The sequence below is a fragment of the Stenotrophomonas sp. SORGH_AS_0282 genome (assembly GCF_030818125.1).
In the GTDB taxonomy this organism is placed as follows: domain Bacteria; phylum Pseudomonadota; class Gammaproteobacteria; order Xanthomonadales; family Xanthomonadaceae; genus Stenotrophomonas; species Stenotrophomonas rhizophila_A.
On the sequence record NZ_JAUTAB010000001.1, the window covers coordinates 3,739,486 to 3,764,081 of the forward strand.

At 67.4% G+C, this 24,596-nt stretch carries 21 protein-coding genes; 14 read left to right on the plus strand and 7 right to left on the minus strand.

Annotation, left to right across the window (positions count from 1 at the left end):
- Positions 1–150 precede the first annotated feature (150 nt).
- Positions 151–3,432 carry an LAGLIDADG family homing endonuclease gene (locus QE395_RS16920; protein WP_306989994.1) on the minus strand — a complete coding sequence of 1,094 codons (3,282 nt, stop codon included), beginning with the start codon at positions 3,430–3,432 and terminating at the stop codon, positions 151–153.
- Positions 3,433–3,688: 256 nt separating this feature from the next.
- Between QE395_RS16920 and QE395_RS16925 the strand changes: the two genes are divergently transcribed.
- The 9 genes from QE395_RS16925 to QE395_RS16965 all read left to right on the plus strand — a co-directional run bounded on the left by QE395_RS16925 (position 3,689) and on the right by QE395_RS16965 (position 11,673).
- The gene (locus tag QE395_RS16925) at positions 3,689–5,116 is read left to right on the plus strand and encodes a Do family serine endopeptidase (protein WP_306989995.1); all 1,428 of its coding nucleotides are present in this window, start codon (positions 3,689–3,691) and stop codon (positions 5,114–5,116) included.
- A 135-nt stretch (positions 5,117–5,251) separates the two neighbouring features.
- Complete coding sequence (locus QE395_RS16930; protein WP_068848632.1) at positions 5,252–5,614, plus strand: hypothetical protein; 363 nt, start codon at positions 5,252–5,254, stop codon at positions 5,612–5,614.
- A 6-nt stretch (positions 5,615–5,620) separates the two neighbouring features.
- Positions 5,621–6,127: a hypothetical protein gene (locus QE395_RS16935; protein WP_093535002.1), complete on the plus strand. Its 507-nt coding sequence runs from the start codon at positions 5,621–5,623 to the stop codon at positions 6,125–6,127.
- Positions 6,124–6,594, plus strand: a complete 471-nt coding sequence (locus QE395_RS16940; RefSeq protein WP_306989996.1) for a protein sip-5 — start codon at positions 6,124–6,126, stop codon at positions 6,592–6,594. Before QE395_RS16935 ends, QE395_RS16940 begins: the two co-directional genes overlap by 4 nt.
- 96 nt (positions 6,595–6,690) lie before the next feature.
- A complete protein-coding gene (locus tag QE395_RS16945; RefSeq protein ID WP_068848627.1) occupies positions 6,691–7,791 on the plus strand; it encodes an AI-2E family transporter in 1,101 nt (366 codons plus the stop codon).
- Positions 7,792–7,800: 9 nt separating this feature from the next.
- Complete coding sequence (locus tag QE395_RS16950; RefSeq protein ID WP_095362592.1) at positions 7,801–8,511, plus strand: HAD family hydrolase; 711 nt, start codon at positions 7,801–7,803, stop codon at positions 8,509–8,511.
- Between the two features lie 23 nt (positions 8,512–8,534).
- Positions 8,535–9,902 (plus strand): leucyl aminopeptidase family protein, encoded by a 1,368-nt coding sequence (locus QE395_RS16955; RefSeq protein ID WP_249833595.1) that lies wholly within the window; start codon positions 8,535–8,537, stop codon positions 9,900–9,902.
- 137 nt (positions 9,903–10,039) lie between these two features.
- Positions 10,040–11,134, plus strand: coding sequence for a catalase family peroxidase (locus QE395_RS16960; protein WP_095362590.1), 1,095 nt, complete (start codon positions 10,040–10,042; stop codon positions 11,132–11,134).
- Positions 11,131–11,673, plus strand: a complete 543-nt coding sequence (locus tag QE395_RS16965; protein ID WP_093535012.1) for a cytochrome b/b6 domain-containing protein — start codon at positions 11,131–11,133, stop codon at positions 11,671–11,673. The genes QE395_RS16960 and QE395_RS16965 overlap by 4 nt, the downstream gene beginning before the upstream one ends.
- Before the next feature lie 57 nt (positions 11,674–11,730).
- Here QE395_RS16965 and QE395_RS16970 read toward each other — a convergent pair whose 3' ends face one another.
- Entirely contained in the window at positions 11,731–12,333 is a 603-nt protein-coding gene (locus QE395_RS16970) for a response regulator transcription factor (RefSeq protein ID WP_068848617.1), read from the minus strand.
- A complete protein-coding gene (locus tag QE395_RS16975; RefSeq protein ID WP_068848615.1) occupies positions 12,330–13,520 on the minus strand; it encodes a sensor histidine kinase in 1,191 nt (396 codons plus the stop codon). The genes QE395_RS16970 and QE395_RS16975 overlap by 4 nt, the downstream gene beginning before the upstream one ends.
- Positions 13,521–13,763: 243 nt before the next feature.
- On the opposite strand from QE395_RS16975, the gene QE395_RS16980 reads away from it, so the two are divergent.
- The 4 genes from QE395_RS16980 (at position 13,764) to QE395_RS16995 (ending at position 18,312) form a co-directional block, all read left to right on the plus strand.
- Positions 13,764–15,008 carry an efflux RND transporter periplasmic adaptor subunit gene (locus QE395_RS16980; protein ID WP_306989997.1) on the plus strand — a complete coding sequence of 415 codons (1,245 nt, stop codon included), beginning with the start codon at positions 13,764–13,766 and terminating at the stop codon, positions 15,006–15,008.
- A 120-nt stretch (positions 15,009–15,128) separates the two neighbouring features.
- A complete protein-coding gene (locus tag QE395_RS16985) occupies positions 15,129–15,818 on the plus strand; it encodes an ABC transporter ATP-binding protein (RefSeq protein WP_068848611.1) in 690 nt (229 codons plus the stop codon).
- A 14-nt stretch (positions 15,819–15,832) separates the two neighbouring features.
- Entirely contained in the window at positions 15,833–16,990 is a 1,158-nt protein-coding gene (locus QE395_RS16990; protein ID WP_068848609.1) for an FtsX-like permease family protein, read from the plus strand.
- 11 nt (positions 16,991–17,001) lie between these two features.
- Positions 17,002–18,312: an ABC transporter permease gene (locus tag QE395_RS16995; RefSeq protein WP_068848607.1), complete on the plus strand. Its 1,311-nt coding sequence runs from the start codon at positions 17,002–17,004 to the stop codon at positions 18,310–18,312.
- Positions 18,313–18,369: 57 nt separating this feature from the next.
- Here QE395_RS16995 and QE395_RS17000 read toward each other — a convergent pair whose 3' ends face one another.
- From QE395_RS17000 to yedA, 3 genes are all read right to left on the minus strand, one after another.
- On the minus strand, positions 18,370–19,236 hold the full coding sequence (locus QE395_RS17000; protein WP_143584489.1) for a hypothetical protein: 867 nt from the start codon (positions 19,234–19,236) through the stop codon (positions 18,370–18,372).
- A gap of 210 nt (positions 19,237–19,446) precedes the next feature.
- Positions 19,447–20,361, minus strand: a complete 915-nt coding sequence (gene rarD / locus QE395_RS17005) for an EamA family transporter RarD (protein WP_093535022.1) — start codon at positions 20,359–20,361, stop codon at positions 19,447–19,449.
- The gene (gene yedA / locus QE395_RS17010) at positions 20,358–21,260 is read right to left on the minus strand and encodes a drug/metabolite exporter YedA (protein ID WP_095362585.1); all 903 of its coding nucleotides are present in this window, start codon (positions 21,258–21,260) and stop codon (positions 20,358–20,360) included. Before yedA ends, rarD begins: the two co-directional genes overlap by 4 nt.
- A gap of 178 nt (positions 21,261–21,438) precedes the next feature.
- Between yedA and QE395_RS17015 the strand changes: the two genes are divergently transcribed.
- Positions 21,439–22,773 (plus strand): MFS transporter, encoded by a 1,335-nt coding sequence (locus QE395_RS17015; RefSeq protein WP_068848597.1) that lies wholly within the window; start codon positions 21,439–21,441, stop codon positions 22,771–22,773.
- Positions 22,774–22,932: 159 nt separating this feature from the next.
- Here the strand turns inward: QE395_RS17015 and QE395_RS17020 are convergent, their stop codons facing one another.
- Positions 22,933–24,585, minus strand: a complete 1,653-nt coding sequence (locus tag QE395_RS17020; protein WP_306990553.1) for a M28 family metallopeptidase — start codon at positions 24,583–24,585, stop codon at positions 22,933–22,935.
- Positions 24,586–24,596: the final 11 nt, after the last annotated feature.

Consider the following 24,596-nt stretch of genomic DNA (forward strand, 5'->3'; position numbering starts at 1 on the left):
TCGCTGGCGATGCTATACCGGCGCGGACGATCGTGGAACGGTCTTGTCGCAGCCCGTGAGCCGCCTTTGTGCTTGCCCGGCCGGCGCCATGAATCCGGCGCGGACGGGAATCACGCATGAAACCACTTGAAAACAGCTTCGGCTGCACAATCAGAACTTGCCGTAATAGCCCTCCTTGAGCGCGTCGAACAGGTTCGCGGCGGTGTGCAATTCGCCGTCATACTCGATCTGTTCGTTGCCCTTTACCTCCACAACTGCGCCGTCCTGGAGTTCGAAACGGTAGGTGGTGTTCTCCAGATCGGCCTCCTTGACCAGCACGCCCTGGAACGCGGCGGGGTTGAAACGGAAGGTGGTGCAGCCCTTCAATCCCTGCGCGTGGGCATAGCGGTAGATGTCCTTGAACTGCTCGTAGGGGTAGTCGGTGGGGACGTTGGCGGTCTTGGAAATGGAGCTGTCCACCCACTTCTGCGCGGCGGCCTGGACATCCACGTGCGCCTTGGGCGAGATATCGTCGGCGGCAATGAAGTAGTCCGGCAGGCGGGCGCCATCCTCGTCGGCGAACGGCATGGCCTGCGGGTTGACCAGGTGCCGGTAGGCCAGCAGTTCGTAGGAGAACACGTCCACCTTCTCCTTGCTCTTGCGCCCCTCGCGGATCACGTTGCGGCTGTAGTGGTGGGCGAACGAGGGCTCGATGCCGTTGGAGGCGTTGTTGGCCAGCGACAGGCTGATGGTGCCGGTGGGCGCGATGGAGCTGTGGTGGGTGAAGCGGGCGCCGATCTCGGCCAGCTTCTCCACCAGCTCCGGGGCCACGCTGGCGATGCGCTGCATGTAACGGCTGTAGCGGGCATGCAGCACCTTGCCCTCGATCTGCTGGCCGGCGCGCCAGCCATCGGCGGCCATTTCCGGGCGCTGGCGCAGCATGGCGGCGGTGACCTCGAAGGTTTCCTGCATGATCGGCGCCGGCCCTTTTTCGCGGGCCAGGCTGAGCCCGGTTTCCCACCCCGCCACGGCCATCTCGCGGGCGATGGCCTCGGTGAAGTCGCAGGCGTCGGGCGCGCCATAGGTCATGCGCAGCATGGCCAGGGTGGAGCCCAGGCCCAGGAAGCCCATGCCGTGCCGGCGCTTGCGCAGGATCTCCTGGCGCTGCTGTTCCAGCGGCAGGCCGTTGACCTCCACCACGTTGTCGAGCATGCGGGTGAACACCCGCACCACTTCTTTGTATTCGTCCCAGTCGAACCGGGCCTGGGCGGTGAACGGCTCGCGCACGAAGCGGGTGAGGTTGACCGAGCCCAGCAGGCACGCGCCATACGGGGGCAAGGGCTGTTCGCCGCAGTTATGGGCATGCAGTCCGTTGCCGTCGAAGCAGTGGATGCCAGGTACCTGGACGTCGTAGACGTCTTCCACCCCGTCCGGGTCCACGCTTTCGACGGTGGCGAAGAAGCGGCTGTGGTTGAGGGTGCGGCGGTAGGCGGCCAGCGTCCGGGTAAGGCGCGCGGCCTTGTCGGTGTCGGCGAACCCGATCAGCGCGTCGTAGCGGGCCACGCCTTCGCCGCTGACCACGAGTTCGAACTGGGCCAGGGTGGGGTAAGAGCTCTGGCCACCGCGGCCATCCGGCAGCACGGCGTGTCCGGCCTCGCGGCGGGCGTAGAGGGTGGCGGGAATTCCCAGCCGCAGCAGCATGCGCTGCACCGCCTCCAGGCGCGGGCGATCAGACTGCGCCAATCGGACGGATACGCCCTTGCCTTGGTTGCCCTGCACGCTGCCGTCGGCGTCGAAGAGGCCGCGCAGGAAGCCACGGCAGGCATCGCTGGAAAGTTTTTCCAGCGCCGGGGTAATCGGCTTATCACCGGGGGACATGCCCAGCTGCTGAGCAAGATCACGCAATGCCGCGGACTTCAGGCGCCATTCGCTCCGGCCGCCCACCTCGGACCACCCGGTGAAATCGGCCCGGTGCGGCAGCGTCTTCGCGCAGCGCAGCGCTTCACCCATCAGCGCGAGCGCTCCGGGTGCCGGCGTCGCCGGCGCGCCATTGGCCACTGCCGCTGGGCTGCACACCGAGAGCACAGCGCCTTCCTCTTTCAACGTGCCGTCGCCCATCAGCAGCCCCAGCAGGTAACCCTGCTCATGCGCCAGTGCACCCGGCCAGTGCGGCGCGGCGCGATGGTCCTGCAGCAGTACCTCATCCCCCGCCTGCAACTGGCCCGCCTCGCACCACTCGCTCTGCACCTGCCAGCGGGTGCGGTGGGTGACCCGGCGAACCCGATGGTCGGCAGTCAGCCGCAGCCGATGGCCTTCGCGGGTCTGCAGGGCGAGCACCGGCTTGCGCGCCGTGCGGAAGAACCCCGCATCGGTGGTGGCATGGTCCTGCCCCTCCACGCGCACGTGGAACCCCTGCCCGATCAGCTCGGCCACCTGGCGCGGCCCGGCGGCGGTGTGCACCCAGGTATCGGCGGTGACGCAGGGATTGGTGGCGCGGATGTCCTCGCACCACCAGTTGTTGTTCATTTCATTGACCCGGTCGATCAGGATGAAACCCGGTTCGGCGTAGTCATAGGTGGACACCATGATCATGTCCCACAGGTGCCGGGCGCGGATCTGGCCGTAGACGCGGCAGGCCACCAGGCCATCTTCGCGGACCACGTAGTCGCGGTGGGTGGGCCATTCGCGCCACTGCACGGCGGCCGGATCGGCCAGGTCGAACTCGCCCGCCTCGTGCAGGCTCAGCGGGAACACCAGCGGCCAGTCGGCGTCGTTGTCCACGGCCTGCATGAAGCCATCGGTGATCAGCAGCGACAGGTTGAACTGGCGCAGCCGGCCGTCTTCGCGCTTGGCCCGGATGAAATCGCGCACATCCGGGTGCGAGACGTCGAAGGTGCCCATCTGCGCACCACGGCGGCCGCCGGCCGAGGAGATGGTGAAACACATCTTGTCGAAGATATCCATGAAGGACATCGGGCCGGAGGTGTGTGCACCAGCCCCTGCCACGAACGCGCCGCGTGGGCGCAGCGTGCTGAACTCATAGCCGATGCCGCAGCCGGCCTTGAGGGTAAGCCCGGCTTCGTGGACCTTGCGCAGGATGCCGTCCATCGAATCTTCGAGCGTGCCCGAGACCGTGCAGTTGATGGTGCTGGTGGCCGGCTTGTGCGCCTGCGCGCCGGCATTGGAAATGATGCGGCCGGCGGGAATGGCGCCACGGCGCAGCGCCCAGGTGAAGCGCTCGCGCCAGTGCCGGCGCTTGTCCTCGGTGAGTTCGGCGTCGGCCAGGGCGTGCGCCACGCGCAGGTAAGTGGCGTCGATGTCCGCATCCAGCGCCTGGCCCTGCTTGGTCTTGAGCCGGTACTTCTTGTCCCAGATATCCAGCGACGCCGGCTGCAGCGGCACGTCGCCCGTGGCCAGCTCCGGGGGAATCACGTCCGTTTGCACCGTACGCATTCGAGGCAGGCTCCATCGCGTGGTCACCGGGTGTACCCGCTGGCGAACCCAACGCCTTGGGGCACTCTGGGTCGGCAACGCAACATCTAGTGGCCGGCCTGGATCCAGCTTACGCCGGCACGGGGGCGTGTCAACGGCACGGAAGGTCGCAGGGGCGGCGGTGGCCGGGGTCGATTTCATCGCCGGTTTAGCCGGCAGCGCACAGACTCATTCAGCTTGATTTACCGTATACGTGTTTTCCGCTCACCGGACTCCCATGCGACCGCTCCCGACCCTGCTCACGCTCGCGCTTGCCGCCGCCTTCGGAGGCTTTGTCGCTTCCGCCATCAACGCCCATCTGGACAACCGCGCTGAAGCGGCGCCGGCCACGCTGGCCATTCCGGCGACCGCTGCGCTGCCTGCATCGGTGGCCGGGCAGCCGGTGCCGTCGCTGGCGCCGATGCTGGAGCGGGTGATGCCGGCGGTGGTGAGCGTCAATACCAAGCAGGTGGTGCGGGTACGCAACCCGTACTTCAACGACCCGTTCTTCCGCCGCCTGTTCCCGGAAGTGCCGCAGGAGCGCATCAACGAATCGCTCGGTTCGGGCGTCATCATCGATGCGGCCGAAGGCCTGGTGCTGACCAACCACCACGTGATCGAGAACGCCGACGATGTGCAGGTGACGCTGTCGGACGGGCGCACGGTCAAGGCCGAGTTCCTCGGTTCGGACCGCGACACCGACATTGCGCTGATCCGCATTCCGGCCGACAAGCTCACCGCGCTGCCGCTGGGCGACAGCACGCAGCTGCGCGTGGGCGATTTCGTGGTGGCCATCGGCAACCCGTTCGGCTTCAGCCAGACGGTCACGTCGGGCATCGTCTCGGCGGTGGGCCGCACCGGCATCCGCGGGCTGGGCTACCAGAACTTCATCCAGACCGATGCCTCGATCAACCCGGGCAACTCCGGCGGCGCGCTGGTCAACCTGCAGGGCCAGCTGGTGGGCATCAATACCGCCAGCTTCAACCCGCAGGGCAGCATGGCCGGCAACATCGGCCTGGGCCTGGCCATTCCGACCAACCTCGCGCGCGATGTGGTGGACCAGCTGATCAAGCATGGCGTGGTGGTGCGCGGCACGCTGGGCATCGAAGCACAGAACCTCACCCAGGCGCTGGCGCAGAACCTGGGCCTTAGCGAAGCGCGTGGCGCGCTTGTCACCCGCGTGCTGGCCGGTTCGGGCGCCGCTGCGGCCGGGCTGAAGCCGGGCGATGTGGTGGTGTCGGCCAATGGCCAGCGGGTGGATGGCGCGGTGGCGCTGCACAACGTGGAGGGTCTGCAGCCGGTGGGCAGCGCGCTGACACTGGAGGTGCGCCGTGATGGCAAGCCGCTGCAGTTCAAGGCCACGCTGAAGGAACAGCCGCGCGCGGTAGCCGGTGAATCGCTGGACCCGCGGTTGAGCGGGGCCACCTTCGTCGACCTGCCCGAGACATTGCGCCAGGCCGGCAGCAGCGGAGTCATGGTCAGCGACGTCAAGCGCGGCAGCCGCGCGGCGAATTCGGGCCTGGTCGCCGGCGATCTGATCATCCAGGCCAGCGTGGGTGAATTCGCCGACCTGGCCAGCTGGCGCGCCAATTTCCAGCAGCGCCCGCAGCAGCTGGTGCTGCGCGTGGTGCGCGGCAATGCGCGCGGCGAACTGGAGATGCGCTGAACCGGTCAGGCAACCTTCGCGCGCGGATCACACCAGCTGACGCCCTCTACACCCTGCCAGTGCTATTACCTTCAGTTCGCTTCGACCGGCATGGCCTGCGGTCACCTTCCCCATCGCTTACTACGGAGATACACGATGAGCCCCACCAATACCGAAAACCTGAAGGAACACCTGGGTGAAGCCGGTTCGCACCTGAAGTCGGCTGCCACCGCTGCCGGCGGCGCGATCAAGGGCGCCACCGGCGCGGCGACCGACGAACTGCGTATCGGCAAGGCCAACGTCAAGGCCGAACTCTCCGACACCGCACTGTCCGGGCTGGCTGCTGCTGAATTCGGCGGTGCCGCTGCGAAGGAACAGGTCGATGCGCTGATGGACAAGGGCAAGGACCTGGTCGACAGCGCCGCCGAGCTGATCCGCGAGCGCCCGCTGGCCTCGTTCGGCGTGGCGTTTGCCGCCGGCTGGATCATCGCCAAGCTTGCCCGCAGCGGCGACAAGTAAGTCGGCGTGAGCGATCAAGCACAGTCGACGCCTGACGGTGGGGCGGCAACGCCCCCACCGGAGGGCGATGCCGGGCAGCGCGCGCCGCGCCTGGATGAAAGCATCCGCGAGGTCGGCCAGGCCGGCCGCGCAACCGTTGATTCGGCCAAGCACACGCTGCGTTCGCTGCGCCGCCTGGCCTCCTTTGAATTTGCCTTGGCACGCAGTGCGTTCGGTCGGGCATTGGCGTGGAGCGGGGTGGCGATCGTGTTCGGCGCCTCGGCATGGCTGCTGCTGGCCGGCACGCTGATTGCGCTGATGCAACGCTGGGGCCTGTCCTGGTTCCATTCGCTGCTGATCACCTCGCTGGTGAGCCTGGTGATGACCGGCTATGCGATCTGGCGGGTGTCGTTCTTCTTCCGCCACACCGGCATGCATGCCACCCGCCGCCAGTTGTCGCGGCTGGGCCTGTTCGATGAGCCCACCGAAGACGATCCCGATGCGGATGTGCGGGCACCGGAGCGTACGCCATGAAGTTCGAAGCCCTTCGCCACCGCGTCAAGCGGGCTGAACAGGTGGTCTCGATCCGGGTCGACCAGACCCAGTGCAGCTGGTTCACCCTGAGCCAGGCCTGGCGCGAAGGCTGGACCCCGCTGCGCATCATCAGCGTGGGCCTGGCCGGTGGTTTCCTGGCCGGTAAGCTGGAGCCCGGCAGCACCCGTTTCCACGGCGCCCGCTGGCTGCAGATGATTGGTTCGGTGTCCAACCTGCTGGCCAGCGCACAGGCGGCGTTCGCCTCGATGCAGGCCAATGAGGCGGCCGAAACCGCCGAACAGGCCGCGGACAAGGTGGATGAAGCCGTCGACCCGACGCCACCTGCGGCACCGGTTCGGGCTGCCGCCCCTGCCGCCGCGCCACGGGCCCGGGTTACCGCCACGCAGGAGGCGGCGCAGCCGCAGCCCCAGCCGGCGGAAGCAGCGACCGACGTTTCCGAGCGTTGATGCATTGCCCCACCGCCGGTGGGGCGCTACCCATTCCACACGCCGCACGCACCCGGGTTGCCCAATAATGCGTCTCCTCTCCAGCGTGCGACCTGCATGAGCGTTCCTGCGCCCTCCCCTGCCGACGCCCCCCTGCCGGTACCGGTACCGCCGCCGCCGCGCCCGCGCGCGCCGATGTCGCTGGTGGTGCTGGCCATGCTGGCGGTGGCGTTCACCCTGTGGGCCGCGCAGGAAATCATTCTGCCGATACTGCTGGCCATGTTCTTCGCGCTGGTCGGCAACCCGATCCTGCGCCTGCTGGGCCGGCTGTGGGTTCCTCGCTTCCTGGCGGCGGTGCTGGTGATCGGGGTGGGGCTTAGCGGAACGGCCGCACTGGGCGTGCAGCTGGTGGGCCCTGCGATGGAATGGGCACAGGAAGCCCCGCAGCAGCTGCGCAAGGTGGCCCGGCAGGTGCAGAACCTGACCAAGCCGGTGCAGCAGGCCAACCAGGCGGCGGAGAATTTCGCGCGCGTGGCGGGTGGCGAAGGCAGCCGCCGGGTGCAGGTGGTGCGCACCCAGCTGGATGACCCGTACAAGGTGCTGACCCGGGCGCCGCGACTGGCCGCGTCCGTGCTGGCGGTGGTGCTGCTGACGCTGTTCTTCATGATCTACGGGCAGAACCTGCAGAAGCATGCCATCGCGCTGTTCCCCAGCCGGCAGCAGCAGCGGTTCACTACCGACATCCTGCGTTCGATCGAACGTGAGGTCTCGCGCTATGTTTTGACCATCACCGTGATCAACACGCTGGTGGGGCTGATTTTCTCCGGGGTGCTGTTGCTGCTGGGCATCAGCCTGCAGGAAGCGCTGCTGTGGGGCACGGTGGCGGCGCTGCTGAATTTCGCACCCTACGTGGGCCCGCTGATCGGGGTGACGCTGATGCTGCTGATGGGCTTCGTGGAGTTCAGCGACCCGTTCCATGCCCTGCTGCCGGCGGCGTGTTACCTGGCCCTGCACACCATTGAAGGCCAGGTGGTGACCCCGATCGTGCTGGGCCGGCAGATGGCCATTTCGCCGCTGATCCTGATCCTGGCGCTGATGGTGTTCGGCTGGCTGTGGGGCATGGTGGGCCTGCTGCTGTCGGTCCCCCTGCTGGTCTGCATCAAGCTGGTACTGGCGCGCCTGGACGGCACCCAGGGGTGGGCGAAACTGTTGGAGTAGAATGGGCGGGTGAATTTTCCCGTCCTAGCCATCACTCTCGACCTCGACGACACCCTGTGGCCGTTCGCCCCCATCGGCGCCCGCATCGACCAGGTGTTGTACGAGTGGATGCTCCAGCACAGCCCCGCCACCGCCGCGATGTACCCGGTGGCGGCGATGCGCGAACTGCGTGAGCGCTCCTTCCGCGATAACCCGCACCTGCACTACGACCTGAGCGCCCTGCGCCGGCTCACCCTGCGCGAGGCGCTGGAAAACAGCGGGGCGGACCTGGCCCTGCTGGAACCGGCCTACGAGGCGTTCTACGCCGCACGCAACCAGGTGGAGTTCTACCCCGATGCGGTGGACGCACTGGCCCGCATCGCCGCCCGGGTGCCGGTGGCCGCGCTCAGCAACGGCAACGCCGACCTGGCCCGGATTGGGCTGGACCACCACTTCGCCTTCCAGCTGGGTTCGCGTGAACACGGCGCGGCCAAGCCGGCCGCCAGCATCTTCCACGCCGCCTGCGAGCGCCTGGGCGTGGCCCCGGCGCAGGTGCTGCACGTGGGCGACCACATCGAAATGGACGTGGTGGGCGCGATGCAGGCCGGCCTGCGCGGCTGCTGGATCAACCGCGTCGAACACACCTGGCACCATCCTTCGCTGCAGCCTGACCTGCAGTTCGACACCCTGACCGGGCTGGCCGACTGGCTCGATGCGAACGCATCGGCACAGACCGCCTGACCACGAACGGAGCACGACCCCGCATGACCCAGATCACCGGCTTCACCACCGATTCGGCCAACGCCCTGCCGCTGCATGTCATGGAGCGCGAACAGTTCGCGGCGTGGCGCGCGCAGCAGAGCCCGGCCCTGGTTGCCTGGCTGGATGCGCAGCACTTCAACGGCAGCGGTGGCAGCGTGGTGCTGCTGCCGGGCGAACACGGCCTGGCCGGCGCCATCGTCGGCGTGGGCGACCCGGGCGATGCCTATGCTTACGCGCACGCCCCGTTCGCCCTGCCCGAAGGCACCGTCTGGAAGCTGGCCGATGCGCTGCCGGCCAACATCGAAACCCTGCTGCACCTGGGCTGGGGCCTGGGCAGCTACCGCTTCGCGCGCTATCGCAAGCCCAACCGCGCCCCGGCGCAGCTGGTGGCCAGCCCGGCCGCCGAAGTGCGCGATGTGATCACCGCCAGCCTGCGCGTGCGCGACTGGGTGAACACCCCCACCGAAGACATGGGCCCGCAGCAGCTGGAAGACGCCGCGCGTGAACTGGCCGCCGCCCATGGTGGCCAGTGCGAAGTGATCACCGGTGACGCGCTGCTGGAGCAGAATTTCCCGGCCATCCACGCGGTGGGTCGCGCCTCGCACCGCGCGCCGCGCCTGATCGCGCTGCGCTGGGGCCAGGCCGGCCGGCCGCACGTGGCGCTGGTGGGCAAGGGCGTGTGCTTCGATACCGGCGGGCTGGACATCAAGCCGGCCGACGGCATGCGCAACATGAAGAAGGACATGGGCGGCGCCGCGCACGCGCTGGCGCTGGCCGGGCTGATCATGGCCCAGGAGCTGCCGGTGCAGCTGACCCTGCTGATCGCTGCGGTGGAAAACGCGATCGGCCCGGATGCGTTCCGCCCGGGCGAAGTGATCGCGACCCGCAAGGGCCTGAGCATCGAAATCGACAACACCGATGCCGAAGGCCGGCTGGTGCTGTGCGATGCGCTGACCTACGCCAGCGAACAGCAGCCGGAGATCGTGCTGGATTTCGCCACGCTCACCGGCGCGGCGCGCATCGCGCTCGGCCCGGACCTGCCGGCGCTGTTCAGCAACAACGACAGCCTGGCCCAGCAGTGGCTGCAGGCCGGCGAAACCACCCGCGACCCAGTCTGGCGCATGCCGCTGTGGCGCCCGTACCTGCGCTACCTGCACAGCGGCATTGCCGACCTGGCCAACGCCGGTTCGCGCATGGCCGGCTCGGTGACCGCGGCGCTGTACCTGGAGCGGTTCATTGCCGAAGGCCAGGCCTGGGCGCACCTGGATGTGTATGCCTGGAATGATGGCGAACGCCCGGGCCGCCCGGCCGGTGGCGAGGCCCTGGCGCTGCGCTCGGCGTGGTCGATGTTGAAAACGCGATACGCGTAAAGCAGAACCGCACCGATCCCCGCCCCGGCGGGGATCGTTCGTTGAATCTTGTCGAAAATGTGAATATCCGGGCGACCGGGGTTCTGACACCATGGCCGCACCCACCCCCTCACGTTCGAGAAGGCAGGTAACGGCCCATGTCGCTCTTCCGCTATACCCGCGCCGGCCGTGAGCCGGATGCCCCGCGCCCCCCGCATTCCCCGCTGCTGTGGATCGCGCTGATCGCGTTGATCGCCGGCGTGCTGGTGCTCGCCTTCGCCTGGCTGGCCGGCTGGCTGGGCCGCGACCGCGCCACCGTGCAGACCTTCACCGACACCATTGAAGCCACCGGCGCCAACCATCCCGGTTTCCGCCGCGCGCACAGCAAGGGCGCGTGCGTAAGCGGCAGCTTCCAGGGCACCCCGCAAGGGGCCGCACTCAGCGCGGCGCGGGTGTTCCGCCAGCAGCAGGTACCGGTGCTGGGCCGCCTGTCGATCGGCGGCGGCGATCCGCACGGTGCAGACGCCAATGCGCGCGTGCGCAGCATGGCGCTGCAGCTGGTCAGCGATGACGGCCAGGAATGGCGCACGGCAATGAACAGCTTCCCGTTCTTCGCCGTTCCCACCACCGAGGCGTTCCTGGAACAGACCCGCGCCGGCATTCCCGACCCGGCCACCGGCAAACCGGACCCGGCGAAGATGGCAGCCATCGCGGCCAAGTACCCATCGGCGAAGGCCTTCGGCGAATGGGCAAAGACCGCGCCGTGGTCCACCAGCTGGGCCAACACCACCTACAACGGGGTGAACAGCTTCCGCTTCACCAACGCCGACGGCCACACCGAAGTGGTGCGCTGGAGCATGCGCCCGCTGGCACCGTTCGAAGCCATGGATGCCGAGCAGCGTAAACAGGCCAGCCTGGATTACCTCAGCGATGAGTTCCAGCAGCGCCTGGCCAACGGGCCGGTGCAGTGGGAAATGTGGGCAACCATTGCAGCGGCGGGCGATGCGGTGAACGACCCCTCGATTCCGTGGCCTGAAGACCGCCGCCAGGTGAAGCTGGGCACGCTGACCCTGACGGCGCTGCAGCCGCAGGCCGGCGGCGCCTGCAACAACCTCAACTTCGACCCGCTGATCCTGCCCAGCGGCATTGCCGGCAGCGATGACCCGATCCTGGCTGCGCGTTCGGCGGTGTATTCCGAATCGTTCAATCGCCGCGAGCGCGAACTGGCCAGTGGCAAGGAGAAGGCGCAATGAGCCGTGATGCCGGGCATTTCAACCTCACCGCGCGCGTGCTGCACTGGCTGATGGCGGTGCTGATCCTGACCATGCTGTTCGTCGGCGTGACCATGGTGGCCTCGCTGCACTGGCGACCGATGCTGGTGGACCTGCACCGGCCGCTGGGCATCGCGATCCTGCTGCTGGCGCTGGTGCGGCTGTTCAACCGGTTGCGCCATCGGCCACCGCCGCTGCCGGCGGATCTGCCGGCGTGGCAGGCGGCCGCCGCGCATGCCTCGCATTGGGTTCTGTACGGGTTGATGCTGGCCATGCCGCTGGTGGGCTGGGCGATGCTGTCGGCCGGTGGCTACCCGATCCAGATGTGGAAGGGCGTGCTGCTGCCGCCGATCCTGCCGCACGACGTGGCGTTGTACGCCGCGCTGCGCAGCGCGCACAGCCTGCTGGCCTATGTGTTGTTCGCCACGGTGGTGCTGCATTTGAGTGCAGCGCTGTTCCACCTGTGGGTGCGGCGCGATGGGGTGTTCCAGGCGATGGCGAAGGGCCCGGGAGACCGTTGACAAGGTCACACGACCAACGGTCGTGTGCTACCGGCTGGTTGTAGCCACCGTGGGTGGTTACAACCATCCTTTCTGCCGGGCCAGGCGATAGGCCTCGATGCGGTTGGCCACGCCCAGCTTGCCGATGCATTCGGACAGGTAGTTGCGCACCGTGCCATGCGACAGGCCCAGCTGGGTGGCGATCTCGCTGGCCGAGCGGCCGTCGCCGGACAGGCGCAGCACCTGGCGTTCGCGGTCGTTGAGCGGGTCGGCCTGCGACCACGCGTCCAGCGCCAACTGCGGGTCGATGGCACGGCCGCCGTGCTGTACCTGGCGCAATGCATCGGCCAGCTTCTCCGCCGGTGCGTCCTTGAGCAGATAACCGCACACGCCGGCATCCAGTGCGCGGCGCAGGAATCCGGAACGCGCGAAGGTGGTCACGATCACCACCTTGATCGGCAGCGCATGTCGGGCGATGCGCTGCGCCAGCTCCAGCCCGGACAGCCCCGGCATTTCGATATCGGTGACCAGGATGTCCGGCTGCAGCTGCTGCAGCATCCGCCAGGCCGCCTCGCCGTCAGCGGCGGCACCCAGCACGTCGATATCCGGCTCCAGCCCGAGCAGGGCCGACAGCGCGCCGCGCACCATCGCCTGGTCTTCGGCCAATACGATGCGGATCATGGCAGTGCCTCACTGGTCATTGGGGGCGCACTTGGCGCCGTGGCGACCGCGGCGGTCCTGGCCGGTAGCGGCACCTGCACCACAACCGTGGTGCCCTGCCCGCGCGGGGAGTGCACCTGCAGCGTGCCACGCAACGCAGCCACGCGTTCGCGCATGCCGGTGAGCCCGTTGCCATCGGCCTGCACATCGCCTCGGCCGTCATCGCGGATCTGCAGGCCCAGGGTGCGCCCGTCCTGGCTGAACTCGACCCAGGCCTGGTGCGCGTCGGCATGCCGCACGATGTTGGTGGCCGCTTCGCGCAGCACCAGCGCCAGGCCGCGTTCGATCTCCGCCGGCATCGGCGGCGGCGGGCTGTAGTGCAGGTGCACGTGCTGGCATTCCAGCAACAGCCGCGCGGCCGCCAGTTCCGCAGCGAGATCGCTGGCACGGATGCCGGTCACGGCGCTGCGCACTTCAGACAATGCCTGCCGCGCGATGGCTTCGGCTTCGGTCACCTCCAGCCGCGCGCGTTCGGGATCGCGGTCGAACAGCTTGCGCGACAGCTCCAGCTTCAGGGTGATCAGCGACAACGTGTGACCGAGCAGGTCGTGCAGGTCGCGGCCGATGCGCTCGCGCTCGGCGGTGGCGGCCAGCCGTCGCACTTCATCCTGGGACAGCTGCAGGGCTGCATCGCGATCCTTGTTGGTGCTTTCCACGTTGATGATGACGCCGATGATGAACGCCATCGACGGAATCCACACCACCAGCTGCCAGTGGTAGCCCACCCACAGCGCGATCGCCACGAAGGCGGCGTTGAGCACCACCAGCTGGCCGAGGTAGCGCCACGCGCTGCCGGTGCGGCACACCCGCAGGGTGACGCAGCCGAAGATGAAATAGCTGATGCCTGACGGATACCACGGCAGCAGCGCCAGACCCATGGCCACCATGGCCAGCGCGTAACGCGGCGCGTGCCGGCGCGGCGACAGCAGCTGGCGGGCGTACAGCGCCAGGAACACGGGGTAGGTCAGCAGGGTGAGCCACAGCCACAGCAGGCTATAGCCGCCGCCGAACATCGGGGTGAGGAACACCCAGCCGGTCCACAACAGGTGCACCGCGTCGGACCAGGCCGGCTTGCCGGCGCGCAGGTTGTCGGCCACGGCCGAATCCGGGGCGGGTCGCAGAAGGGAGGAAAGCCAGCGGGGCGGCATGGTGGATTCCCGGTCGTGGGGGCGAGGCGCGATCATGGCAGTTTCCCGGTGGGGTGCGGCATACCCATACGATCCCGGGTCGGCGATGGCATTTCCAGTACGCCCCATCACCCCAGGCAGGTGACAGCTGTCACTGCACGGAACCGCGCCGGCCGGGCATCCTGTGCCCCAGCCAGCCCCTTCCGGTTTGCCCGTGACTCCCGTTGCGGTCACACTCGGCCCGATTCCACGTCCAGACTCACGATGAACGCATCCGCTGAACTGCTCAAGGAACTCCGCATCGACCGCAAGAAGGCCGCCGCCCCGCCGCCTTCGTCGCCACGCCGTGGCCTGTGGATCGTGCTCGCCATTGTCGCGCTGCTGGTCCTGGGCGGTATCGCCTGGGTCGTATTCGGCCGCGAACGCCCGATCGAGGTGACCACCGCGCCGGTGGTGGCCATCCAGCAGGGCACCGCCAGCAGCTCGGTGCTCGATGCCAGCGGCTACGTGGTGGCCCGGCGCATGGCCACGGTGTCGGCCAAGATCACCGGCAAGGTCCGCGAGGTGATGATCGAGGAAGGCATGCGGGTCGAAGAAGGCCAGGTCATGGCCACCTTGGACCCGATCGATGCCAACGCCCAGCGCAGCTTGTCGTCCTCGCAGCTGGAAGCGGCCCGCAGCCAGCTGGCCGGCCTGCAGGCGCAGGTGGCCCAGGCCGATGCCGAAGCCGGGCGCCTGCAGAAACTGGTGGGGCAGCAGCTGGTTTCGCGCTCGCAGTTCGACCTGGCCATGGCCCAGCGCGACAGCCTGCGCGCGCAGCTGCGCACCGCGCAGCGCAACACCAAGGTGGCCGGGGACGCGCTGGCCATTGCCGACCTGGGCGTGGACAACAACATCGTGCGCGCGCCATTCTCCGGCGTGGTCACCGCCAAGGCGGCGCAGCCGGGTGAGATCGTGTCGCCGCTGTCGGCCGGTGGCGGCTTCACCCGCACCGGTATCGGCACCATCGTGGACATGGATTCGCTGGAGATCGAGGTGGACGTGGGCGAGGCCTTCATCGGCCGCGTGCAGCCGAAGATGCCGGTGGAAGCCACGCTCAACGCCTACCCGGAATGGAAGATTCCGGCCGAAGTCATCGCCATCATCCCCACCGCCGACCGCGGCAAGGCCACGGTCAAGGTGCGCGTGGCGTTGAAGAGCAAAGACCCGCGCATCGTGCCGGAGATGGGCGTGCGGGTGAGCTTCCTGGAAGCGGCCGCACCGGCCCAGGCCGCAGCGCCCAAGGGCGTGCGCGTGCCGGCGGCGGCGCTGGTCGAGCGCGACCAGAAGACGGTGGCGTTCGTGGTGGGCGATGACCGGCGCGTGCAGCAGGTCCCGGTGACGGTGGGCGTGGCGCTCAACAACGACCGCCAGGTCACGGCCGGCCTCAGCGCCGGCCAGCAGGTGGTCAGCAACCCGCCGCCGGAACTGCGCGATGGCAGCGCGGTCGTGGAAAAGCAGGCGCAGTAAGCAAGGCGGCACCGCGACCGGGTCGCGAGCCGACGATGTGCGATTCCCGTGCCGGCCCGGCGCGCATGCGCGCGGCTGCCTGCAGGGCTTCTTCTTCCACCGCATCACGGAGAACCACCCATGTCCACCCTGGTTTCGCTCCGCAACATCACCAAGACCTACCAGCGCGGTCCCGAAAAGGTGCAGGTGCTGCACGGCATCGACCTGGACATCCAGCGCGGCGACTTCGTCGCCCTGATGGGGCCGTCCGGCTCGGGCAAGACCACCCTGCTCAACCTCATCGGCGGGCTGGATACGCCCAGCGGCGGCGAGATCGAGATCGAAGGCGAGCGCATCGACCGCATGTCCGGCGGCCAGCTCTCCACCTGGCGCAGCCACCATGTCGGCTTCGTGTTCCAGTTCTACAACCTGATGCCGATGCTCACCGCGCAGAAGAACGTGGAACTGCCACTGCTGCTCACCCACCTGGGTGCGGCGCAGCGCAAGCGCAATGCCGAAATCGCGCTCACCCTGGTCGGCCTGGCCGACCGCCGCAGCCACCGCCCCAATGAGCTGTCCGGCGGCCAGCAGCAGCGCGTGGCGATTGCCCGGGCGATCGTGTCCGACCCCACGTTCCTGATCTGCGATGAGCCCACCGGCGACCTGGACCGCGCCTCCGCCGAGGAGATCCTGTTGCTGCTGCAGCAGCTCAACCGCGAGCACGGCAAGACCATCATCATGGTCACCCACGACCCCAAGGCCGCCGAGTACGCCACCCATACGGTGCACCTGGACAAGGGTGAGCTTGCACAGGCACCTGCGGCCCACTGACGGAGGTCACTGCGATGAAATATTTCTCGCTCATATGGGCGCAGCTGTTCCGCAGCAAAACGCGGACCCTGCTGACCCTGCTTTCGGTGGTGGCCGCGTTCCTGCTGTTTGGCATGCTCGATTCGGTGCGCGTGGCCTTCAGTTCGGGCGGCAGCGTGGAAGGCGCCAACCGCCTGATCGTAGCCTCGCGCCTGTCCATCACCCAATCGCTGCCGACCCGGCTGGAGCCGCAGGTACGGCAGGTACCCGGGGTGAAGGACGTCACCTACGGCATGTGGTTCGGTGGCATCTACCAGGACCCGAAGAACTTCTTCGCCAACTTCTCGGTGGCACCCAACTACTTCGACGTGTACCGCGAACTCCAGCTGCCACCCGAACAGCTCAAGGCCTTCCAGGACACCCAGACCGGTGCGGTGGTGGGCGAAACGCTGGCCAAGGAGTTCGGCTGGAAGATCGGCGACACCATTCCGCTGCAGGCCACCATCTTCCCGCGTGGCGGCAGCAACGACTGGCCGCTGCAGCTGGTGGGCATCTTCCGTTCCAAGGACCGCACCCTGGCAGCGAATGAAGAACGCCAGCTGATGATGAACTGGAAGTACTTCGACGAGAGCAACGACTACATCAAGAACCAGGTCAGCTGGTTCACGGTCACCCTGGACAACCCGGACCACTCCTCGCGCGTGGCCCAGGCCATCGATGCGATCTCGGCCAATTCGGACCATGAAACCAAGACCCAGACCGAATCGGCGTTCCAGCAGGCCTTCGTCAAGCAGTTCGCTGACATCGGCCTGATCGTCACCTCGATCATGGGCGCGGTGTTCTTCACCCTGCTGCTGCTCACCGGCAACACCATGGCCCAGGCGGTGCGCGAACGCGTGCCCGAACTGGCCACGCTGAAGACGCTGGGCTTCAAGGACAGCACGGTGCTGACCCTGGTGATGATCGAATCGGTGCTGCTGATCGGGCTGGGCGGCGCCATCGGCATGGGCCTGGCCGCGACCATCCTGCCGCTGTTGGCGCCGAAGACACAGGGTCTGCTGCCACCGCACGTACCCACCCAGACCTGGTTGATGGGCATTGGGCTGATCCTGCTGATCGGGGTGGTAGTGGGCCTGCTGCCGGCGCTGCGCGCCAAGCGGCTGAAGATCGTCGATGCCCTGGCGGGCCGCTGAGGAGAACCGACATGAAGAAGCAATGGTTGAGCAATCTGTTGTCGGTGCTGCTGCTGGCGGTGATGCTGGCGGTGTGGATCATGCTGCCCTGGCCGGGGGTGCTGGCCGTGGCCGTAGCAGTGGTGTTGTGGCTGCTGTTCACCCGCAGCGGTCGGCTGGCGCTGGCCGCCACGCGCATTGGCGTGGCCAGCCTGCCGCAGCGGTGGGGCGCGTCCTCGGTGGTGGTGGTGGGCATTGCCGGCGTGGTCGGCGTGCTGGTGGCAATGCTGGCGATGGGCCAGGGCTTCCAGGCCACGCTCAACAGCACCGGCGATGACACCACGGCCATCGTGCTGCGCGGCGGTTCACAGGCCGAAACCAATTCGGTGATCACCCGCGACCAGGTACCGCTGCTGTCCACCCTGCCCGGCGTGGCAAAGGATGCGCAGGGCCGGCCGATGATTTCGCCGGAGCTGTCGCAGGTGGTCAACCTGGTCTCCAAGGGCGACGGCACCGACGTCAACGCGCAGTTCCGTGGCGTGGGCGAAATGGCGTGGGCGGTGCACGACAAGGTCAAGGTCACCGAGGGCCGCCCGTTCAAACCCGGCCTGCGCGAGATCGTGGTCGGCAAGGGCGCGCAGGGCCAGTTCCGCGGGCTGGAGGTGGGTAAGTCGCTCACGCTGGGCAACCAGCAGTGGACCGTGGTGGGTGTGTTCAACTCCGGCGATGCCCATGATTCGGAACTGTGGACCGACGCTGAGACGCTGGCCAACACCTACCAGCGCAGCGCGTGGCAGTCGATCAGCGTGCGCACCGCTGGCAAGGCCGGGTTCGATCAGTTCAAGGCCGGCGTCGCTGCCGACCCGCGTCTGAAGTTGGATGTGGAAACCACGCGGGCGTACTACGCCAAGCAGGGCGGCGGCCTGAACACCCTGATCAAGGTGCTGGGCACGGTGATCGGCGCGATCATGGCGGTGGGTGCGGTGTTTGGCGCGCTCAACACCATGTATGCGGCGGTGGCCACCCGCGCACGTGAGATCGCCACGATGCGTGCGATTGGCTTCCGTGGGTTGCCGGTGGTCACCGCGATCATGCTCGAAACCATGTTGCTGGCACTGATCGGCGGTTTGCTGGGCGGGCTGGTGGCGTGGGCGATCTTCAACGGCTACAGCGTCTCCACCATCGGCAGCAACTTCAGCCAGGTGGTGTTCCAGTTCAAGGTCTCGCCCGAGCTGCTGTGGAGCGGGCTGAAGTGGGCGCTGGGCATCGGCCTGGTGGGCGGGCTGTTCCCCGCGCTGCGTGCGGCGCGGTTGCCGATTACCACCGCGCTTCGGGAAACCTGATCCCTGAAACGACCGTGCCCCCAAAGGGCACGGTCGGTTGCTTCGCAGCCGTCGAGACTAGCGTTGCACGATCCGGCACTGGGTCTTTCCTTGGACGCGGCTGCAGGAAAAGACCATATCCACGTAACCGGGCAGCTCACCGATGATCTCCACGCCCGCCCATTTGGCGCGGTCCATGAAATAAGGCCGCAGTTCGCGGTACTCCTTCCGATACAGGAAGTCGCGCGGAGCACCCCCTGCATGCAGAAAGTCCTCCGGCGTTTCCTGCATTCGCGCATAACGATCACCCGACTCAAGGTATTCCCAGCGACGGGTTTCATGGTCGAAGTAGAACTCGATGAATCCCAAGTAGGTATGGAGGATGTTGAGGCGGGAGATGAGGGGTGTTACCCCGCCCCACGGCGATTCGATGCGCAGCACCCGTCCGTGCTCCTTGTCTGCGTGGAGGTAGTCGAAGCGAATTGCACGCGTGATCATGCGACGCGCTATTTCACGGGCCTCCAGGTTCCGGGGATTCACTCCGGCCACATGATGTCCCCACAGGACCGTGTTGCTCTGCGGACCTTCAAGCAGGACGTGGGGCACCCCGGGCGGCTGCAGCGACACCGTTCCCCAAGGATCAACGAATTCGTCCCTGGTCTGGTCGTAGACCCTCATCATCTGGTTGTATTGCGTACGTATCCATGGCTCCGGCACGAAATGTGTCGCCACACGCTGTCCATTGACCTCTGTCACATCGAAGCCCTGGATGTTGGTCCAACTTGCGCCGTTGTAAATGTAGTGCTTTCCGACGCCAAATGACTCTGCCCGTTCGTACATCTCACTGGCAGTACACATGTAACAGGGCCGGGCGAGAGGGTCCTCCACCGACGCCACTGCCGGGTACGGCAACGCGGCCAAAAGCAACCACAACACCTTCTTCATTATCTGCTCCCTGATTGCCCACACACGCGGGTCATGGCAGTTCATCAGCCAAGGGAGCCCGTGGATATCGGAACGGTTGGAATTGATGCGTTGCGAACGCGTCATTCCGAATGGTGTGGTGGGCGGCGCAGGTTCCAAGGGTGCGGGCTGCCACGCATGGCGTGGCACTACGATCTGCCGGTCGCCGATGCCCTGCGTGGCTGCGGGATGTCAGGTGCGTGCAGGTGCCCGCGAGCGCCACAAGCTGTCGCCAATGAACAGCAGCAGCCCGGTCCAGATCGCGGCAAAGCCGATCGCCTTGGCGGTGTCGAATGGTTCCCGGAAGAAGAACACGCCCAGCAGCAGGCCCAGGCTCGGGGCGATGTACTGCAGGATGCCCACCAGCGAGAGCGGAATGCGCTTCACGCCATAGGCAAAGCCGATCAACGGTAGTGCGGTCACCGCGCCCCCCAGGATCAGCAGCAGGTCATTGCGCCAGCCCCAGCCGCTGAAGAACGCGCCGCCGTGGCCGTTTTCGCTCCACAACGCGAAGCCGATGGCCGGCAGGAACAGGTACAGGCTTTCGATGCCCAGCCCGGCTACCGGGTCCACCGAGATCATCTTGCGCAGCAGGCCGTACAGCCCGAACGAACAGGCCAGCCCCAGCGCGATCCACGGCGGGGTGCCGGCGTCGAGGGTCAGCCAGGCCACACCGAGTGCGGCGCACCCCACCGCCAGCCACTGCAGGCCGCGCAGGCGCTCCTTGAGCACCACCACGCCCAGCACCACGCTCACCAACGGGTTGATGAAGTAGCCCAAGCTGGTTTCGATCACGTGCCCGGCGTTGATGGCCCAGATGTACAGCCCCCAGTTGAAGGCGATGGCCATGCTGCTCAGGGCCAGGGTCGGCAGCGCGCGTGGCTGGGCGGCAATCTGCTTCCACCAGCCGGTGCCGTTGCTCAGCAGCAGCCAGGCCACCACCAGCACCGTGCTCCAGATGATGCGGTGGGCGATGATCTGCTGCGAGGGCACCGCCTTGAGCAGGTGCCAGTACACCGGCACCAGCCCCCACAGGGTGAAGGTGAAGGCGGTGATGGCCAGGCCACGGCGCTGTTCCTGCAGGGGCGTCCGTTCCACCGCGCTCATTTGCGGCGGGTCCGTGCCAGGGTCAGCACCAGCACGCCGCCCAGGATGACGCCCATGGCCAGCAGGTCATGCGGGCCGAAATGCTCGTGGCCGATCAGCGCGCCCAGCAGTACGGCGATCACCGGGTTCACGTAGGCGTAGCTGGCGGCCAGCGCCGGACGCACGTTCTGCAGCAGCCACACATAGGCGGTGAAGGCCACGATGGAGCCGAACATGCACAGGTAGGCCACCGCCAGCAGCCCATTCATGGTCGGCCAGGTGGTCGGCCGTTCGCCGATGGCCAGGCCCAGCGCGACCAGCATCACCCCGCCGCACAGCATCTGCCCGGCAGCGGTCATGAACGGGCTGGGCAGGTCCAGGCTGCGCGCCCAGACCGAGCCGAAGGCCCAGCCGATCGGGGCGATCAGCAGCAGCACCAGGCCCTGCGGCGAGGCCGTGAGGCTGCTGCCGGCGTTGAGCCAGACCACGCCGAGGAAGCCGATGGCGATGCCCAGCCATTCGCCGCGGGTGGCGTGCTGACCGCGCATGGCGCCGAACAGGGCCATCCACAGCGGCACCGATGCCACCGCCGTGGCGGCCAGCCCGGAGGACACCGTGCGCTCGGCCAGCACCACCATGCCGTTGCCCAGCACCAGCATGGTCAGGCCCATGATCACCAGGTTGCGCCACTGCCGGCCGGTGGGCGCGGGCATGCCGCGCCAGCGCAGCACCGCGTACATCAGGCTGCCGGCGACGATGAAGCGGGCGCCGGAGACGGTGGTCAGCGGCAGCGCCCCGCCTTCCAGGGCAAAACGGATGCCCAGGTAGGTAGACCCCCACACCACGTACACCAGCAGCAGGGCCAGGACGACCAGGCCGCTGCGGGGAGCGACCTGCGGAGTTGCGGGGGTGGCGGCCATACGGGACCAGCGGTCGGGGGAGAGGCGATTCTAGGCCTTTGCCGGCGGCCCGGCATGCCCTCTGGTGGCACGCTGTCGTGCTGGACCTAGTTACATGGTGCAATGCCCACCGATCATCACGTGGGGTAAGGTAAAAACCAGTATTGCCATTGCTCCACCGTGAGGACCGTTTTCCAACATGAGCACTTCCCCCACCCTGGCCGCGCCCGCCAATGACAAGGCCGCGCTGAAACGCTCGATCTCCAATACCCTCAAGGGTTCGGCGGGCAATCTTGTCGAGTGGTACGACGTCTACGTCTACTCGGTATTCGCGGTCTACTTCGAATCGCAGTTCTTCTCGGCCGCCGACAAGAATTCCACCATCTACGTGTGGGCGATCTTCGCCGCCACCTTCCTGATGCGCCCGATCGGCGCCTGGTACTTCGGCCGCTTCGCCGACCGTTACGGCCGGCGCCTGGCGCTGACCGTATCGGTGTCGATGATGGCGGCCTGTTCGTTCCTGATCGCACTGACCCCCACCGCCAACACCATCGGTGGCTGGGCCGCGCTGATCCTGCTGTTCGCACGCCTGCTGCAGGGCTTCGCCACCGGTGGCGAGTACGGGACCAGTGCCACGTACATGTCCGAAGCGGCCATCCCGGGCCGCCGTGGCTTCCTGTCCTCGTTCCACTACGTCACCCTGGTGGGTGGCCATGTGCTGGCGCAGCTGACCCTGTTCACCATGCTGCTGTTCTGGGACAAGCCGGAAATTTCGGCCTGGGGCTGGCGCATCGCGTTCGGCATCGGCGGCCTGGCCGCGATCGTGGTGTTCTGGCTGCGTCGCTCGATGGATGAATCGCTGGGCGAAGACTCCATCGAAGCCGCGCGCGAAGGCCGCGCCAAGGCGTCCGGCTCGATGTACGAGCTGTTCGTGAACCAGTGGCGCCCGTTGCTGCTGTGCTTCCTGATCACCGCCGGTGGCACCGTGGCCTTCTACACCTACTCGGTGAACGGGCCGAAGATGATCCAGAGCGCGTTCGCCGGCACCGACGTGATGACCGGTACGCTGATCAACCTGGGCGTGCTGACCTTCCTGATGGTGCTGCAGCCGATTGGCGGCTGGCTGTCGGACATCGTGGGCCGCAAGAGCCTGCTGGTGTTCTTCGGCGTGGGCGGCGTGCTGTACAGCTGGTACCTGATCACCGAACTGCCGAACCAGCACGACCCGTTGATCGCGTTCCTGACCCTGGCCCTGGGCTTTGTGATCCTCACCGGCTACACCTCGATCAATGCGGTGGTGAAGGCCGAGCTGTTCCCCACCCACGTGCGTGCACTGGGCGTGGGCTTTGGCTACGCGCTGGCCAACTCGCTGTTCGGCGGTACCGCCCCGCTGCTGTACCAGGGCGCGCTGAAGACCGACCGGGTGGGCGATTTCGCCATCTATGTCACGGCGATCATCGCGGTGTCGCTGGTGGTGTACATGTTCTTCCTGAAGAACCACGGCCCGAACTACCTGGATGGCACACGGAAATAACGGGCAGCGGCCAACAGGCCGCGGACCGGGAAAAGAAAACGCCGGGCATTGCCCGGCGTTTTTCGTTTCGGATCGCGGGGATCACGACCAACGGTCGTGATCTACCCTCCGCCAGACGCCCTGGTAGGTCACGACCGTTGGTCGTGACCCGCCCGGCAATCAGCGGCGAGCCGCTTCGCTTTGTTCGCGGGTCTTGCGGAATTCCGAGCCCTCTTCCCAATGCGGCCAGCGGCGGCTGTTGGCCAGCTCGGCGCCCAGGTCGTACACCAGCAGGGTGTCGGCGGCGTGGCCGGCAGGGTCCCAGGTGGGTGTCCAGGCATCGCAGGCCTGGTGGTAACAGTCGGCGAAGTACTTCTCGCGCAGCGCCTTGCCGGCGGCAACGCCGCCTTCCAGCTTGTCCAGCCCCGGGCCGATGGTGATGGCCGGCACGCCCAGACGGGCGAAGGCGAAGTGGTCGGCGCGGTAGAAGAAGCCCGCTTCCAGGTTCGGGTCCGGGCTGTAGCTGCGCCCACGCGCCTTGGCCACGCGCTCCAGGTCGCCTTCCAGCGAGACCCGGCCCTTGCCCCACGAGGCGATGTCGCGGGTGGCGCCATCCGGGCTGAACATCTCGATGTTGATCACCGCGGCGGTCTTGTCCAGCGGCGCCAGCGGGTGCGCGGCGTAGTAGCTGGCACCCAGCAGGCCCTTCTCTTCGGCGGTGAGCGCCACGAAGTACAGGGTGCGCTGCGGCTGCGGTCCGGCGGCGAACACCCGGCCCAGCTCCAGCACGGTGGCCACGCCGGTGGCATTGTCGATCGCGCCACGGCGGATGCGGTCGCCCTTCGCGTCGGGCTGGCCGATACCGAAGGCATCCCAGTGCGCGGAGAAGATCACCGCCTCATCTGCGTGCGCGCCGCCGGGCAGCTTGGCCACCACGTTGCGGGTGACCACCTGTTCGCGCTTGAGCTTGAACTGCGCCGACAGCGTGGCGTCCCCCAGCGCCACCGGCTGGAAGCCCGGGGTCATCGCCTTGCGCTTTTCGGCGTCGAAATCCAGGCCGGCATCGCGGAACAACTGCTCGGCAAGGGCGCGCTGCATCCAGCCGCGAACCGGCACGTGCTGGGCCAGCGCCTGGTCCTGCGGGCGCTCGATATCGAACAGCGGCGAGGTGCCCGAGCTCTTCACCGTGGCCCAGCCATACGCGGCCGGCGCGGTTTCATGCACGATCAGCACGCCCTGGGCGCCGCGCCGCGCGGCTTCCTCGAACTTGTAGGTCCAGCGGCCGTAATAGGTGACGGCCTTGCCGTCGAAGGCCCCGGCACGGTCCGCTTCGAAGTCGGCGTCGTTGATCAGCACCACAGCGATCTTGCCGTGCAGGTCCACGTCCTTGTAGTCGTTCCACTGGCGTTCGGGTGCATCGATGCCATACCCGATGAACACCAGCGGCGCGTCCTTGATGTCCACCGCGGCCTGCGGGCGCAGGCTCTGCAGGGTCACGTCCTCGCCGTTGACCAGCGTGCGCGCCTTGCCGCCCTGGCGCAGCTGCGCCTTCACCGGGCCATCGACCTGCGCACGCACCATCGGCACCGGCTGCACCCAGCTGCCATCCACGCCACCGGGCTGCAGGCCGGATCTGCGGAATTCTTCGATCAGGTACTGCACGGTGCGCTCTTCACCGGGCGATGCCGGCGCGCGGCCTTCGAACTCGTCCGAGGCCAGGATGCGCACATGCCGCGACAGCGCTTCGGGGTCGATGCCACCGCCGGGCAGGTCATTGGCCGCGTGGGCCAGGCCGCCCACGAACAGACAGGACGACAACAGCAGCATGCGCATCGGATTCACGG